Source organism: Streptomyces argenteolus, from assembly GCF_042902585.1.
GTDB classification, from domain to species: Bacteria; Actinomycetota; Actinomycetes; order Streptomycetales; family Streptomycetaceae; genus Streptomyces; species Streptomyces argenteolus.
Genome location: NZ_JBIBEG010000002.1, coordinates 794399 through 810126, shown reverse-complemented (window position 1 = coordinate 810126; position 15728 = coordinate 794399). Strand labels below are relative to the sequence as shown.

14 protein-coding genes are annotated in these 15728 nt (G+C 72.3%); 10 read left to right on the top strand and 4 right to left on the bottom strand.

Annotated elements, in window-relative coordinates:
• Positions 1–39: 39 nt before the first annotated feature.
• A complete protein-coding gene (locus tag ACFY8O_RS10235) occupies positions 40–564 on the top strand; it encodes a pyridoxamine 5'-phosphate oxidase family protein (protein WP_387900493.1) in 525 nt (174 codons plus the stop codon).
• 191 nt (positions 565–755) lie between these two features.
• Here the strand turns inward: ACFY8O_RS10235 and ACFY8O_RS10230 are convergent, their stop codons facing one another.
• Together ACFY8O_RS10230 and ACFY8O_RS10225 are read right to left on the bottom strand one after the other, a co-directional pair.
• On the bottom strand, positions 756–1544 hold the full coding sequence (locus tag ACFY8O_RS10230; RefSeq protein ID WP_387900492.1) for a putative protein N(5)-glutamine methyltransferase: 789 nt from the start codon (positions 1542–1544) through the stop codon (positions 756–758).
• Between the two features lie 229 nt (positions 1545–1773).
• Positions 1774–3273: an MDR family MFS transporter gene (locus tag ACFY8O_RS10225; protein WP_387901086.1), complete on the bottom strand. Its 1500-nt coding sequence runs from the start codon at positions 3271–3273 to the stop codon at positions 1774–1776.
• Positions 3274–3437: 164 nt separating this feature from the next.
• Between ACFY8O_RS10225 and ACFY8O_RS10220 the strand changes: the two genes are divergently transcribed.
• Positions 3438–4028: an acyl-CoA-like ligand-binding transcription factor gene (locus ACFY8O_RS10220; RefSeq protein WP_387900491.1), complete on the top strand. Its 591-nt coding sequence runs from the start codon at positions 3438–3440 to the stop codon at positions 4026–4028.
• A 225-nt stretch (positions 4029–4253) separates the two neighbouring features.
• Here ACFY8O_RS10220 and ACFY8O_RS10215 read toward each other — a convergent pair whose 3' ends face one another.
• Positions 4254–4739 (bottom strand): hypothetical protein, encoded by a 486-nt coding sequence (locus ACFY8O_RS10215; protein ID WP_145801901.1) that lies wholly within the window; start codon positions 4737–4739, stop codon positions 4254–4256.
• Positions 4740–4966: 227 nt separating this feature from the next.
• On the opposite strand from ACFY8O_RS10215, the gene ACFY8O_RS10210 reads away from it, so the two are divergent.
• Entirely contained in the window at positions 4967–6208 is a 1242-nt protein-coding gene (locus tag ACFY8O_RS10210; protein WP_387900490.1) for an MFS transporter, read from the top strand.
• A gap of 82 nt (positions 6209–6290) precedes the next feature.
• On the top strand, positions 6291–6755 hold the full coding sequence (locus ACFY8O_RS10205; RefSeq protein WP_387900489.1) for a hypothetical protein: 465 nt from the start codon (positions 6291–6293) through the stop codon (positions 6753–6755).
• A 189-nt stretch (positions 6756–6944) separates the two neighbouring features.
• On the opposite strand, the gene glnA is transcribed toward ACFY8O_RS10205, so the two are convergent.
• Positions 6945–8306 carry a type I glutamate--ammonia ligase gene (gene glnA, locus ACFY8O_RS10200; RefSeq protein ID WP_014156604.1) on the bottom strand — a complete coding sequence of 454 codons (1362 nt, stop codon included), beginning with the start codon at positions 8304–8306 and terminating at the stop codon, positions 6945–6947.
• 246 nt (positions 8307–8552) lie between these two features.
• Here glnA and ACFY8O_RS10195 point away from each other — a divergent pair, with 246 nt between their 5' ends.
• The 6 genes from ACFY8O_RS10195 to ACFY8O_RS10170 all read left to right on the top strand — a co-directional run.
• Positions 8553–9227: a DUF3105 domain-containing protein gene (locus tag ACFY8O_RS10195; RefSeq protein ID WP_387900487.1), complete on the top strand. Its 675-nt coding sequence runs from the start codon at positions 8553–8555 to the stop codon at positions 9225–9227.
• The gene (locus ACFY8O_RS10190) at positions 9224–9913 is read left to right on the top strand and encodes a DUF305 domain-containing protein (protein WP_387900485.1); all 690 of its coding nucleotides are present in this window, start codon (positions 9224–9226) and stop codon (positions 9911–9913) included. Before ACFY8O_RS10195 ends, ACFY8O_RS10190 begins: the two co-directional genes overlap by 4 nt.
• A gap of 122 nt (positions 9914–10035) precedes the next feature.
• Positions 10036–10461, top strand: a complete 426-nt coding sequence (locus tag ACFY8O_RS10185; protein WP_145801885.1) for a CBS domain-containing protein — start codon at positions 10036–10038, stop codon at positions 10459–10461.
• A 419-nt stretch (positions 10462–10880) separates the two neighbouring features.
• The gene (locus ACFY8O_RS10180; RefSeq protein ID WP_387900483.1) at positions 10881–12440 is read left to right on the top strand and encodes a multicopper oxidase family protein; all 1560 of its coding nucleotides are present in this window, start codon (positions 10881–10883) and stop codon (positions 12438–12440) included.
• Between the two features lie 79 nt (positions 12441–12519).
• Complete coding sequence (locus ACFY8O_RS10175) at positions 12520–14274, top strand: NAD+ synthase (protein WP_387900481.1); 1755 nt, start codon at positions 12520–12522, stop codon at positions 14272–14274.
• Positions 14275–14444: 170 nt separating this feature from the next.
• A partial coding sequence (locus ACFY8O_RS10170; protein ID WP_387900479.1) for an MFS transporter occupies positions 14445–15728 on the top strand: 1284 nt, incomplete at its 3' end.

Below are 15728 nucleotides of genomic sequence, written 5' to 3'. Positions count from 1 at the left end.
AGCACGCGACACCGCCCGATCGCCCGCAGGAGGCCCGCCATGCCGGAGAAGGACACCCCCGCCCCCGAGACCGCCCTGGACTCCCGCTACAGCGGTGAGGACGCCGCCGCACGCCCGTGGGCGGAGGCGGTGGCCCTGCTGGAGGGCGCCGAGCTGTACTGGGTGTCCACGGTCCGCCCGGACGGCCGCCCGCACGTGACCCCGCTGATCGGCCTCTGGTCGAACGGCGCGCTGCACTTCTGCACGGGCCCCTCGGAACGCAAGGCGCGCAACCTGGCCACGAATCCGGAGGTCGTGCTGACCACCGGCACCAACACGCTGGAGGAGGGCTTCGACGTGGTGGTCGAGGGCCGTGCCGCCCGGGTGACGGACGAGGGGCGGCTGATCGCGCTCGCGGAGGCGTGGGAGGAGAAGTACGGCGCCGAGTGGCATTTCGGCGTCACGGACGGCATGTTCTCCAACGGGGCGGGCGGCCGTGCGCTGGTCTTCGCGGTGACCCCCCGCACGGCCTTCGGCTTCGCCAAGGGCGATCCGTACGGCCAGACGCGCTGGAGCTTCGCCTGAGCGGGAGGTCCCGCCCTGCGTGCGCGCACGTCCGCCCGGCCCCCGCGCCCGGCCCGGGGTGGCGTGTCCGGCTTCCGCGCCCGGGTCCCGACGGTGGCCTACCCCGCTACTGCCCCCGGGTCCCCGATCACGACGAGGGCCTACCCCGCTACCGCCCCCCGGGTCCCCGATCACGACGGGGGCCTGCCCCGCTACCGCACCCGGGTCCCGATCACGACGGTGGCGTACAGCTCGTCGGAGACGACCACCCGCGGGATCAGCCCGCTGCCGCCCACCGTCTCCTCGGCGCGCGCCGCCTGCCGTTCGCTCGTCTCGACCAGCAGGCTGCCGCCCGGGGCCAGCCAGGCGGTGGCCTCGGCGACCACGCGCCGCATGACGTCGAGACCGTCGCCCCCTCCGTCGAGCGCGACGCGCGGCTCGTGCACCCGGGCCTCGGCGGGCAGCAGCCCGACGTCCTCGGTCGGTACGTACGGCACGTTGGCGAGCAGGACGTCCACGCGTCCGCGCAGGGAGGCGGGCAGCGGCGCGAAGAGGTCGCCCTCGTAGACCGTTCCGCGTCCGCCCACGTTGCGCCGGGCGCAGCGGACCGCGGCGGGTTCCACGTCGGTGGCGTGCAGTTCGACGTCCCGCAGCGAGGACGCCAGCGCCGTACCCAGCGCCCCGGAGCCGCAGCAGAGGTCGACCACGACCGCCGCGTCGGGGGCGAGCTCCGCGGCCTGCCGGACGAGGAACTCGGTGCGCCGGCGGGGCACGAAGACCCCGGGGTCCACGGCGATCCGCAGACCGCAGAACTCGGCCCAGCCGAGGACGTGTTCCAGGGGATGGCCGGCGGCGCGGCGCTCGGCCATGGCGGCGAGTTCGGCGGGATCGTCCGCCGTGGAGAGGAGGAGTTCCGCCTCGTCCTCCGCGAAGACGCAGCCGGCGGCGCGGAGCACGGCGACGAGAGAGGCGAAGGTGAGCGGTGGGGCGAATTCCTGCATGGTGCGGAGCCTTTCGGGTGAACCGAGGGCGCTCCGCGAATCGCTCAGGCCGGGTCGGCCACGCGACGGCGAGGGGTGAGCGCCCAGCCTGCTGAAGCGGTAATGGGTCTCACCTCCTGGTGTCGGTCCCGGTCTCGGGAGAGGTCACCTTACCCGACCGGTGCCGGACACGGCGGTGCCCCGCACCAGTTGCTCTCGGCAGCCGGTGCGGGGCACGCGGGCGGTGCGTCTACAGGTCCACGCTGTCGCGCAGCTTCGTCGGGGTCAGGAAGAGGGACGCGACCACGCCGACGAGCGCGATGCCCGCCGAGATCAGGAAGATGTGGCCGGTCGCGTCACCGTAGGCGGCCCGTACGACCTCCTGGATCTGCGGCGGCATGGCGGCCACGTTGAGCGTGGAGCCGCCCGACGCGGAGGCCGCGGGGTCGATGCCCAGTTCCGCCAGGCCCTCGGCGATCTTCACGCCGACCTGGTTGGCGAGTACCGCGCCCAGCACGGAGACACCGATCGTGCCGCCGAGGGACCGGAAGAAGGTGATCGCCCCGCTGGCCGCGCCGAGTTCGCTGAGCGGCACGGTGTTCTGCAGGACCAGGACCAGGTTCTGCATCGACATGCCGACGCCGACGCCGACCGCGAGCATCCCGGCCGACACGATGACCAGCGAGGTCTCGTGGTCGATCGTGGAGAGGCCGAGGAAGCCGAGGGTCAGCACGACGACGCCCGTGATGATGTAGGGCTTGACCTTGCCCGTCCTGGAGACGAGCCGCCCCGCGACGGTGGACGAGACGAGCACGCCCAGCATCAGGGGGATGGTGAGCAGCCCGGCCTCGGTGGGCGAGTTGCCCCGGCCGATCTGGAAGTACTGCCCGAGGAACACGGCGCCGCCGAACATCGCCATGCCCACCGCGAGGCTCGCGACGATGGCGAGGGCGGGGTCCCTGCGGCGTACGACGTGGAGGGGGACGACGGGCTCCTTGACGCGCGCCTCGACCACGACGGCCGCGCCGAGGATCACGACGCTGCCGCCGACCATGGCGAGCGTCTGCCAGGACAGCCAGGCGAAGTCGTTGTCGACGAAGGTGACCCAGAGCAGCAGGAGACTGACGCCGGCCGCGATGAGGGTGGCTCCCAGGTAGTCCACCTTCACGCCCTCACGCCGGACCTCGGGGAGGTGCAGGGTGCGGGTGAGGAGCACGAAGGCGATGAGGGTGATCGGTACGGCGATGAAGAAGCACCAGCGCCAGCCGAGCCACGAGGTGTCGGTGATGAAGCCGCCGAGCAGCGGTCCGCCGACGGTGGCGACCGCCATGACCCCGCCGAGGTAACCGTTGTAGCGGCCCCGCTGCTTGGGGCTGATCATCGCGGCGATGATCACCTGGACGAGCACCTGGAGCGCGCCCATGCCGAGGCCCTGGATGACGCGGAAGGCGATCAACTGCTCGGTGGACCGGGCGAATCCGCAGGCGATCGACGAGATGACGAAGAGGCCGATGGCTATCTGCAGGAGCAGCTTCTTGCTGAACAGGTCGGCGAGCTTGCCCCAGATGGGCGTGGAGGCCGTGGAGGCCAGCAGCGTGGCGGTGACGACCCAGGTGTACTGCGACTGCGTGCCGTTGAGCGAGCCGATGATCTGCGGGAGGGCCACCGAGACGACCGTGCTGCTGATCATCGCGACGAACAGGACGATGAGCAGCCCGCTCAGCGCCCGCAGCACATGGCGGTGATCCATCGGCTCGACGCCGACCGGCGCTGCCGTATCTGCGCTCACGCGCAACCTCCGGGAGATGCGAAAGAAGAGGGCCCGGGCAGAGAGCCGGGGGAACCTTCATCATACATGCACATTGGGCAATTTTGCTCAGTGTGCAAGTTTCCGAGGGCGTAGATAATGGCCCCATGGAGAGCCCTGTGGGACTGCGGGAACGCAAGAAGGCCGCCACCCGCCAGGCGGTGCACGAAGCGACGCTGCGGCTGACGGTGGAGCACGGCTTCGACCATGTGACGGTCGAGGCCGTCGCGGACGCGGCCGGCATCTCGCGCAGGACGTTCTCCAACTACTTCACCAACAAGGAGGACGCCCTCCTCTACGGCGAGGAGCAGCAGATCGGCTCCCTGGTCCGCAGCGTCCGGGACCGCCCTGCGGACGAGCCGGCCTGGACCGCGCTCAGGACGGCGGTGGCGGAGTTCTCGGAGCTCGCCGCGCCTCCGGAGCGGGAGTGGGCCGTCCGTACGCGACTGGCCCTGCGCCACCCGTCGCTCCTGGCCCGCCAACTGGCCAACCACGCCGCGCTGGAACGGGACCTGGCGGAGGCCATAGCCGTACGCCAGGGCCCCGGGAACGGCCCGGTGCGGCCCGTGGTCCTGGCAGCCGCGTTCCTCTCGGCACTGCGGGTGGCGATGCGCATCTGGATCGAGGAGGACCTGGCGCGGGGGCCGGGCGAGGTGATCGACGAGATCCTGGACGAGATGGGCCGGAGCTTCGACTGAACGGCCCCGCAGCCGAAAGGCCCGGCACGCACCCCCATCGACTGAACGGCCCCCGCGGTCGAGGGGCCCGGCGCGCACACTTTTCGCCTGAGCAGCCCCGCAGCGGAAGGGCCCGGCACGCACACCCTTCGACTGAACGGCCCGCAGCCGAAGGGCCCGGCACGTACACCCGGCGCTGCCGCGCGGCGCCGTACGTCCCGGGCCCGTAGCGCTCGCCGTGCGGCCTCAGCCCCGGCGCGCGGCGCCGTCCGGCCAGACGACGTCCACCGGCACACCGGCCCGCCCGGCCTCCTCGACCAGGTCCGCCGTCCCGCCGCCGTTCCCGGACGGCGGCGTTCCGTCCCATACGGCGACGAGCCGGTCGGCCCGCTTCAGCAGCTCGGCGTTGGCGGCCTCGTACGCGGTGCGGTCGGCGATCTCGAACGGCAGGGTCACCACCTCCATGGCGGTCTCGTTGAGGTGGTCGTAGACCGCTGCGTCCTCGGGCTTCACCACCGCGGTGCGGTAGTCGAGGGACGGGACGACCACGACGAGCCGGCCGCCGATGGCGGAGACCTCCTCGGCGAAGAGCGAATCGGCCCCGGCGGCGATGCACGAGACCCCCGTGAGGTCCTCGCTGTACGGCGCCAGCACCTCGCGCAGCGCGGCCCGCACGAGCGGCACGGTCTCCTCGGTCAGGTCGATGTGCCCGGTCACGGCCAGCGTCGTCATGCGCCGTCCCTCCTCAGCTCGGCAGCGGGGCGTGGCGCCCCCGGTCCACTGATACGGCTGCCCCCGTTCCCACCCCCGCACGCCCGGAGCGCGCCTCCCCGGGGCCGGACGGCGGAACGGGGACTACCCGTGCACGCTTCCTCTGTTCGAGCATGGAGTGTACGTTCGTACATGCACGATCCGGGTGACGAACACCCCTCCGCGTTCTCGTGAAAGACACGTACCTGATGGACCTGGCCACCCGTCGCCGCCGCACGGCGCTGTTCCTCTTCTTCCTCGTACCCGGCTTGTCGATCTCCTCGTGGGTGACACGGACGCCCGACATCAGGGATCAACTGGGCGCCTCCACCGCGCAGATGGGGTTGGTCCTCTTCGGTCTCTCCGTCGGCTCGATGCTCGGCATCCTGAGCTCCGGGGCACTGGTGGCCCGGTTCGGCACGAGGCCGGTCATGGGCGTGGGCACGGTGCTGGTCATCCTCGGACTGGCCGTCATCGGCTGCGGCTCCCTGCTCTCCTCCGCCCCCACGGTCGCCGCCGGGCTGCTCCTGTCCGGCGCCGGGATGGGGGGCAGCGAGGTGGCCGTGAACATCGACGGCGCCGAGGTCGAGCAGCTCACCGGACGGGCGGTCCTGCCCACCCTGCACGGCTTCTTCAGCCTCGGCACCGTCGTGGGAGCCCTCGTCGGCATCCTGTGCACCGCCGTCGAGTTCCCGGTGATGTGGCAACTGACCGCCGTGGCCGTCGTCGCCGCCGGAATGTTCGTGTACGCCTTCCGCTCCATCCCCTCCGCGGTCGGCATGACGAAGGGCGCCGGCGCGGCCGGGAGCGGTACGGCACAGGCCCGCCCGGCCGTCTGGAAGGACAGGCGCCTGCTGCTGATCGGCGGCATCATCCTCGCCATGGCGCTGGCCGAGGGCGCCGCCAACGACTGGCTGCCGCTGCTCATGGTCGACGGCCACGGCGTGGACCCCGCCCTGGGCTCGGCCGTCTACGCGGGCTTCGCCGCCGCGATGTCGATCGGCCGCTTCTGCGGCGGCTTCTTCATCGACCGCTTCGGCCGCGCGCCGGTCGTACGGGCCAGCGCCGTGTCGGCGGCCATCGGCCTCACGCTCGTCATCTTCGCCGACTCCCCCGTGCTCGCCGGAGCGGCGGTGCTCTTCTGGGGCCTGGGGGCCTCGCTCGGCTTCCCCGTGGCACTCTCGGCGGCCGGCGACTCCGGCCCCGACTCCGCGGCCCGCGTCAGCCTCGTGGCGATGATCGGCTACATCGCCTTCCTCGTCGGTCCCCCCGGCCTGGGCTTCCTGGGCGACCACTACGGCCTGCGCTCCGCCATGATCGTCGTCCTGGCCATCGTCGTCGTGGCGATCTTCCTCGCTCCGGCCATCGGCGCCCGGCGTCCCGCCGAACCGGACGTGCACACCGCGAAGTTGCCCGCCCCGGACGCCCAGCAGCCGGCCCGGGGCGAGTGACGCGGGAGGCCGGGCAGACGCCGCCGGATGACCGACGTGGAACCCTGGCGACCCGGTGCGGCCGACTCGTAGGCTCCCAGCCATGGAGTGGACAGCGTTGGTCGCCACAGTGGTGGGAGCGGTCATCGGGGTGGGCACCACCCTCGTCACGGAGCGGGTGAACTGGCGGCGGAACGCCGATGAGCAGGACAGGGAGACCCTGCGCACGACGGCCGCCCAGTTCCTGGAGGCTCTGACCGAGGCGCGCGACACCATAAGCGACGCCAGCCGGTCGGAGCACCTGCCCGTCGACGAGCGAGCCCAGCACGCTCGTGCCGCCTTCCTGACCCACGGGGTGCATGCGAAGCAGTACCAACTGGAGCTGCTCGCCCCACCGGAGGTAGCCGAATGCGCCAGGGACGCCGCCCACCAACTGGTGCTCTACCGGGACGCGGTGGCTGCCGGGCACCTGCGTGACGACGCCGCGTGCACCCAGGCCCGGCGCGCGTTCCGGGAGGCCCGCCAGAAGCTCATGGGCACCCTGCGTGCCTCGCTGGTCCGCCCCTGAGCGGCCCCCGGGCCGCACGACCCCGGGGCACCGGACGCGCGGGGGACATCAGGCGCCGGATCGCCGCCCGCGGCAGCGGACGGCTGACACGGCTTCGGCCCGGCGGTGTGATCACCACCGGGATGACACGGCTCGGCCCGGCGGCGTGATCACCACCGGGCCGAAGCCGCTCGCGTACAGCGGGTGCCGTTACAGCACCGGCAGCAGGTTCTTCAGCTCGAAGGCCGTGACCTCGGAGCGGTACTCCTCCCACTCCTGCTTCTTGTTGCGCAGGAAGAAGTCGAAGACGTGCTCGCCCAGCGTCTCGGCGACCAGCTCGCTCTTCTCCATCAGCGAGATCGCCTCGCCCAGGTTCTGCGGGAGCGGCTCGATGCCCATGGCGCGGCGCTCCGAGTCGGAGAGGGCCCAGACGTCGTCGTCGGCGCCGGCCGGGAGCTCGTAGCCCTCCTCGATGCCCTTGAGGCCCGCGGCGAGCAGGACCGCGTACGTGAGGTAGGGGTTGGCTCCGGAGTCGATGGAGCGGACCTCGACGCGCGCCGAGCCCGTCTTGCCGGGCTTGTACATCGGGACCCGGATCAGCGCGGAGCGGTTGTTGTGGCCCCAGCAGATGTACGAGGGGGCCTCGCCGCCGGCGCCGGCGGAGCGGCTGGAGCCGCCCCAGATGCGCTTGTAGGAGTTGACCCACTGGTTCGTCACGGCGGAGATCTCCGCGGCGTGCTTGAGCAGGCCCGCGATGAAGGACCGGCCCACCTTCGACAGCTGGTACTCGGCGCCCGACTCGTAGAAGGCGTTGCGGTCGCCCTCGAAGAGGGAGAGGTGGGTGTGCATGCCCGAGCCCGGGTACTCCGAGAACGGCTTCGGCATGAAGGTGGCCTGCACGCCCTGCTCCAGCGCGACCTGCTTCATGACCAGGCGGAACGTCATGATGTTGTCGGCGGTGGAGAGCGCGTCCGCGTAGCGGAGGTCGATCTCCTGCTGGCCGGGGGCGCCCTCGTGGTGGCTGAACTCGACCGAGATGCCCATCGATTCGAGCATGGTGATCGCCTGGCGGCGGAAGTCCATGCCGACGTTCTGCGGGGTGTGGTCGAAGTAGCCGGAGCTGTCGGCCGGGGTCGGGCGGCTGCCGTCGACCGGCTTGTTCTTCAGCAGGAAGAACTCGATCTCCGGGTGGGTGTAGAAGGTGAAGCCCAGGTCGGAGGTCTTGGCGAGGATGCGCTTGAGCACGAAGCGCGGGTCCGCGAAGGAGGGGGAACCGTCCGGCATCAGGATGTCGCAGAACATCCGGGCCGTGCCCGGTGCCTCCGCACGCCAGGGGAGGATCTGGAAGGTGCCGGGGTCCGGCTTGGCGATCATGTCCGATTCGTATACACGAGCGAAGCCCTCGATCGCGGACCCGTCGAAGCCGATGCCCTCGTCAAAGGCCTGTTCGAGCTCGGCCGGGGCCACGGCGACGGACTTGAGGTAACCGAGAACATCGGTGAACCACAGCCGTACGAAGCGGATGTCGCGCTCCTCAAGCGTCCTGAGGACGAATTCCTGCTGCTTGTCCATAGCCACATCCTTGCAGTTCAGACGGTCCGTGCACCACCGCCCGGGGTAGGGGGGACACCTCAGTATCACGACCCGGGATTTCACCCAGATTACGCACACGGTGTGAGAGAGAGCACGCGGCCACCCACTACGATCGGCGCCCATGGTGCGCAAGGGCCGCAGTGGCTCCCCCGCGGCCCCGCGCACCCAGGTTTTCCGCGTCCCGCTCCCGTCCCTCCCGACCCCTTGGCAGAAGGACCCGACCTCATGAGCTTCGACCGCAGGACCCGCATAGAGCAGATGCGCAACGCCGACCGCGCACGCGACCGCCGCAACAAGGTCGTCGCCATAGGCGTGAGCGCCGCCGTGGTGGCCGGGCTGCTGGGCTTCGGCTCGTACGTGCTCCTGGAGAAGTCCGAGGCGAAGGAGAAGGAGGAGGCGAGCCAGGCCCAGGACTCCAAGCAGACCGAGCAGGAGAAGAAGAAGCTCGCGGCCGAGCCCATCGAGGGCGAGAAGTCCTGGGACCCGAAGAAGCTGGCCCGCAACCACGTCACGACCGAGGTGACGTACCCCATGGAGCCGCCCGTCGGCGGCGACCACAATCCGGCGTGGCTGAACTGCGACGGCGTCGTATACGAAAAGGCCGTCCCGAACGTCAATGCCGTGCACGCCCTGGAGCACGGCGCGGTCTGGGTGACCCACAACGCGAAGGCCTCCCCCACGGACGTCGCCGCGCTGGTCGAACGCGTGAAGAGCACCCCGTACTCGCTGATGTCCCTGTACGAGGGGCAGGAAGGGGCCATCATGCTCAGCGCCTGGGGCAAGCAGGTCACGGTCGACAGCGCGGACGACCCCCGGGTGGCCAGGTTCTTCGCCAAGTACGTCCAGGGCGCGCAGACGCCCGAGCCCGGCGCGCCCTGCACCGGCGGGGTCGACGGGTGAGCGCGGCGCTCAGCCGGCGCACGCGGTGGGTGGCGGGCTCCGCCGTGGCGCTCGCCCTGCTGTTCGCGGGTGCGGCCACCGTCGCCTCCGCGCGGGGCGACGGGGCCGCACCGGGTCCCCGTACGCCCTCCGCCGAATCGGCGGACGCGGGATTCGCCCGGGACATGGCCGTCCACCACCAGCAGGCGGTGGAGATGTCCTTCGTCGTGCGGGACGTGACGAAGGACGAGGACGTACGGAGGCTCGCGTACGACATCGCCAACACCCAGGCCAACCAGCGTGGCATGCTGCTCGGCTGGCTGGACCTGTGGGAGCTGCCGAAGACGGCGCCCGACGGGCAGGGCCCGATGGCGTGGATGCCGGCGGACGGGCACAGCGGGCACGACATGCACGGGACGAAGGGCATGGCGGGCATGGACCACGGCGGGGCGCTCATGCCCGGCATGGCGACCAGGGCCGAGCTCGACCGACTGCGTGATGCGCGGGGGAAGCAGGCCGAGATCCTCTTCCTCCAGCTGATGACGGACCACCACGAGGGCGGGGTCGCGATGGCCCGGGGCTGCGCCACGCGCTGCACCGTGCCCGCCGAGAAGCGGCTCGCGACGGGCATGGTCGAGGCGCAGCAGTCCGAGCTGGACCTGATGGCCGACATGCTCGCCGCCCGTGGTGCCGCTCCGCGCCCCTGAGGACCGGGAGCCCGGCGTACGCCCGTACGGGTGACAGCATTCGCGTGCGCCGGGCAGGAGCGGGACGATGGAGGTGCTCGGGGTCGTACACCAGTGCCCACAGGCACGCAGGAGGCAACCTCATGACCACGGCCAAGGACATCATGCACAGCGGGGCCCACTGGATCCCCGCCCACGAGACGCTCGACCGCGCCGCCCAGATGATGCGGGACCACAAGGTGGGGGCGCTGCCCGTCTCCGCCGAGGGCGAGCAGGACCGGATGGTCGGGATCATCACCGACCGCGACATCGTGATCAAGTGCGTGGCGGCGGGGCACGATCCGTCGGCCGTGACGGCGGGCGAGCTCTGTGACGGCACGCCGCGCTGGATCGAGTCGACGGCCGACGTGAACGCGGTGCTGGACGAGATGCAGAGCCATCGCATCCGCCGCCTCCCTGTCATCGAGAACAAGAAGCTGATCGGCATGATCAGCGAGGCCGACCTCGCACTGCACCTGTCGGACGAGCAGGTCGCCGGCTGGGCGGAGCGGGTCTACTCGCGCACCTGACCTTCCCGCGCCCCTCCTCCCCCGGAACGGGCAGGCACCGCACCCCGGTGCGCCCGGCGTGGGCCCGGTACGTCCGGGTTCCCTGGCGCCCTGGTCAGCGTCGATGCGGCTCCCGGCCCGCGTCCGGGATCCCCGGTCCGCACCACACCGGCCCGTGCGGCCTCCCCGGCCCGGCGTTCTCGCACCCACGAGGCCGCCGGGCCGTCGTGCGCCCCGAGCCCCGCCCCGCACCACGAACCGCTCGCGCCCCGGCCTCGCCTCGCACCGCGCACCTCGCACCTCGCACCTCGCACCTCGCACCTCGCACCCAACACGTCGCGGCTTCCCCCGACGCCCGGCGTCTCGGCCGCCCGCCGCGTCCATCGCTCGCCCGGGTGTCACGGCCGCCCCTTATACCCGACCGGGGTACGGTGCGCCATATGTCTGAAATGCCCTCTCGTCGCACCGTGCTCGGCGCCGGTATCGCCCTGGCGGGAACAGCGGCCGTCGCCTCACCGGCGCTCGCAGCGCCCCGCCCCGCCCTCTCCGCCCCGCGAGCCGCCGACCCGTACGTCACGCCCGACGGCCCGGAGGTGGTGGACGCGGAGACCCGGCGGGGCGCCGGTCCGCTGCGGAAGGTCGCGCTCACCGCCACCCCGTCCCGCATGGACCTGGGCGACGGCCTCACCGTCCCCACCTGGACCTACGGCGACCGCCTGCCCGGTGAGGCGATCCGGGTCACCGCGGGTGACACCCTGGAACTCGCCCTCGCCAACCACCTGCCGCAGACCACCTCGGTGCACTGGCACGGCCTCTCCCTGCGCAACGACATGGACGGCGTGCCGGGCCTGACCCAGCGGGCGATCGAGCCGGGCGCGGCGTTCACCTACCGCTTCGCGGTGACCCGCCCGGGGACCTACTGGATCCACCCGCACTCGGGGGTCCAGCTCGACCGGGGGCTCTACGCGCCGCTGATCGTCGACGACCCGAAGGAACCGCTCGCGTACGACAAGGAGTGGGTGGTCGTCCTCGACGACTGGCTCGACGGGGTGGACGGCTCCACCCCCGACGCGGTGCTCGCCGAACTCACCGGGGGCCGGGCCACCGGCCACGACGGGGGCGGGCACGGTACGGCGGCCACGAAGGCGGACGGGCCCTCCCGGCTGCTGAAGGACGCGCGCAGCGACCTGCTCGGCGGCCACGCCGGCGACGTCGCCTATCCGCACTACCTGGTCAACGGGCGCAGGGCGCAGTCCCCTTCGGTCTTCGAGGCCCGCCCCGGCGACCGCATCCGGCTGCGCGTCGTCAACGCCGGAGGGGACACCGCGTTCCGGCTGGCGCTCGGGGGCCACCGGATGACCGTGACGCACACGGACGGCTTCCCGGTGCGGCACACCGAGACCGACGCGCTGCTGCTGGGCATGGGCGAGCGCTACGACGTGCTGGTGACGGCGGGGGACGGGGTGTTCCCGCTGACCGCGCTCGCCGAGGGCAAGGGGGCGTCGGCGCTGGCCGTGCTGCGGACGGCTTCGGGCGACCTGCCTCCGGCCGGGGTACGGCCCGGGGAGCTGGACGGCGAGGTGCTCGACGCCGCCCGTCTCGTCCCGGACGAGTCGGTGGCCCTCGCGGACCGCGAGCCCGACCGGACCGTGCGGCTCACGCTCACGGGCTCCATGGAGGCTTACGACTGGGGCTTCGACGGCAAGCGGTACGACCCGGCGGTGCGACAGCCCGTCAGGGCCGGGGAGCGGGTGCGGCTGGTCTTCACCAACCGCACCCCGATGTGGCATCCGATCCATCTGCACGGCCACACGTTCGCCCTGGGCGGCACGGGGGCGGGTGCGGGGGCGGGCGCCCGGAAGGACACCGCCCCGGTCCTTCCCGGACGGTCACTGACGGTGGACCTGGACGCGGACAATCCCGGTCTGTGGATGCTGCACTGCCACAACGTCTACCACTCGGAGTCGGGCATGATGACGGTCCTCGGCTACCTGCGCTGAGACCCCCGTGCGCAGTTCCGGCCGGGCGGGTGAGCCGCACGGCCGGACATCGCGTCAGTCAGACGATTACACTGGGCGCGTGCCTCAACTACGTCTCGCACTGAATCAGATCGACGCGACCGTCGGCGACCTGGCCGGAAACTCCGAGTCGATCGTCCACTGGACCCGGCACGCCGCCGAGCAGGGCGCCCACCTGGTGGCGTTCCCCGAGATGGTGCTGACCGGCTATCCCGTCGAGGACCTGGCCCTGCGCTCCTCGTTCGTCGAGGCCTCGCGGCAGGCGCTGCGCGCGCTCGCCCGCCGCCTGGCCGACGAGGGGTTCGGGGAACTGCCCGTCGTCGTCGGCTATCTCGACCGCTCCGAGCACCCGGCGGCGCGCTACGGACAGCCCGCCGGGTCCCCGCGCAACGCCGCCGCGGTGCTCCACCGCGGGGAGGTGGCGCTGAACTTCGCCAAGCACCACCTCCCCAACTACGGCGTGTTCGACGAGTTCCGGTACTTCGTGCCCGGCGACTCGATGCCCGTCGTGCGGGTGCACGGCATCGACGTGGCACTCGCGATCTGCGAGGACCTCTGGCAGGACGGCGGCCGTGTCCCGGCCGCGCGCGCCGCGGGCGCCGGACTGCTGCTGTCGATCAACGCCTCCCCGTACGAGCGGGACAAGGACGACACCCGGCTGGAGCTGGTCCGCAAGCGCGCCCAGGAGGCCGGCTGCACCACCGCCTACCTCGCGATGATCGGCGGCCAGGACGAACTGGTCTTCGACGGCGACTCGATCGTCGTCGACAAGGACGGTGAAGTCGTCGCCCGTGCCCCGCAGTTCTCCGAGGGCAGCGTGATCCTCGACCTGGATCTCCCGGCCGCCGCGGCCGAGGCCCCGTCGGGGGTCGTCAACGACGGGCTGCGGATCGACCACGTGGTCCTGAGCGAGGACCCGCTCCCCGCCTACGAACCGGAGCTGACCGGTGGCTACGCCGAGCGGCTCGACGACGACGAGGAGCTGTATTCGGCGCTGGTCGTGGGCCTGCGCGCGTACGCCGCGAAGAACGGTTTCAGCAGTGTCCTGATCGGGCTCTCCGGCGGCATCGACTCGGCGCTCGTAGCGGCGATCGCCTGCGACGCGCTGGGGGCCCGGCACGTGTACGGCGTCTCGATGCCGTCGAAGTACTCCTCGGACCACTCCAAGGGTGACGCGGCCGAGCTGGCCCGGCGCACGGGCCTGAACTTCCGCACCGTACCCATCGAGCCGATGTTCGACGCGTACATGGGGTCGCTGGGGCTCTCCGGACTGGCCGAGGAGAACCTCCAGTCGCGGCTGCGCGGCACGATGCTGATGGCGCTCTCCAACCAGGAGGGCCAGATCGTGCTCGCACCGGGCAACAAGTCCGAGCTGGCGGTGGGCTATTCGACGCTCTACGGGGACTCCGTCGGCGCGTACGGGCCGATCAAGGACGTGTACAAGACGTCGGTCTTCCGCCTCGCGAAGTGGCGCAACCGTGCCGCCGAGGAGCGCGGGCAGACCCCGCCGATCCCGGAGGCGTCCATCAGCAAGCCGCCGAGCGCGGAACTGCGCCCCGGCCAGGTGGACACGGACTCGCTGCCGGACTACGACGTGCTGGACCGCATCCTGGAGATGTACGTCGACCGGGACCAGGGACGGGACGCCATCGTGGCGGCGGGCTTCGACGACGCGCTGGTGACGAAGACGCTGCGGATGGTCGACACGGCGGAGTACAAGCGGCGGCAGTACCCGCCGGGCACCAAGATCTCGCCGAAGGGCTTCGGCAAGGACCGCCGGCTGCCGATCACGAACCGGTGGCGCGAGTCGAGCTGACGCCTCGCCGGCTGCCGGTCCGCGGCGCGGACCGGCAGCCCTCCCCGGGCGCCCGTGACGCCGGTCCTAGGGCATCCGCCCGATGCCGACGTCCCGCCTCAGTCAGCAGCATGGCCTGACGGGCGCCCCCGACCGGGGGACGCGGTCACGGCGGGTGCGGGGGGCGCGGGATGGCGGCAGGCACGGTGGTACGGGACCGCACGGCCCGGCTGTGCCTCACGGGGTTGCTCGTGTCCGGCTTCGGTACGTCCGCGATGTGGCTGACCGCCGGCATCTGGGTCAAGTCGGCGACCGGTTCGGACAGCCTGGCCGCCCTGACGGTGTGCGCGATGTGGGCGCCGGCGCTCGCGGGCCCGGCACTCGGCGCGGTGGCCGATCTCGTCCCCCGCAGGCGCCTGCTGATCACGGTGAACCTGGTCATGGCGGGCCTGATGACCTCGCTGCTCCTCGTCGGCCCGGAGCACCGGATCGGTGCGCTCTTCGCCGTCCTGTGCGTGTACGGCACGAGTGGCGTTCTCCTGGACGCGGCGGAGGCCGCCCTGGTGGCGCGGGCCGTCGACGCACGGCTGCTGGGCGACTTCAACGGGCTGCGCACGACCGCGAACGAGGGCATGAAACTGCTCGCGCCGCTCGTGGGCGCGGGACTGTTCGCCCGCTACGGGGCGGTCCCGGTGGTCGTGCTGGACGCGGTGACCTTCGCCCTGGCCGCCCTGGTCTTCGCGCGGCTGCGGGTCGAGGAGCCCGCCGGAGCGCGCCGGGCGGCCCGGAAGGCCGGGTGGGGCGGCACGGCGGCGGGCCTGCGGCTGCTGCGCGCGTCGGCGGTGCTGCGCCCGCTGGTGTACGCGGGGGCGCTGACGATGCTGCTCGCCGGGCTCAACGGTGCCTCGGTGTACGCCGTCGTGGACGACGCGCTGGGCCGTCCCCCGGCGTACGCCGGAGTGCTGTACGCCTGCCAGGGTGCGGGTTCCGTGGCCGTCGGGCTGCTGGCCGGGCCTCTGCTGCGGCGGTTGCCCGAGCGGTCCTTCGCGGCGGGGGGCATCGCGGTGTTCGCGGCGGCCGTGGGAGCCCGGGCGCTGGGAGGGGACGCGGTGGCCCTGGCGGCGAGCGTGGCGATCGGCGCGGGACTCCCCTGTGTGCTGATCGCGGCGATGACGGCGGTGCAGAGGGAGGCGCCGGACGCCGTCCTGGGCCGGACCGCCGCGGCGGCGAACTCACTGATGACGGTGCCGAACGCGGTGGCCCTGGCGGGTGGGGCGGGACTCGTCGCGGTGGCCGACGTACGCCTGCTGGTGACGGCGGTGGCCGTGGCGGGGCTGCTCACGGCGGCCCGGCTGTGGCCGGGCGGGGGGGGGGGGGGCGGGCGGGCCCCCCCCCCCCCCCCCCCGGGGCCGGGGGGCCCGCGCGCGGCCCCCGGAGGGGGGGGGGGTGTGGTGGCGGGGGGGAGTATCGCGGAG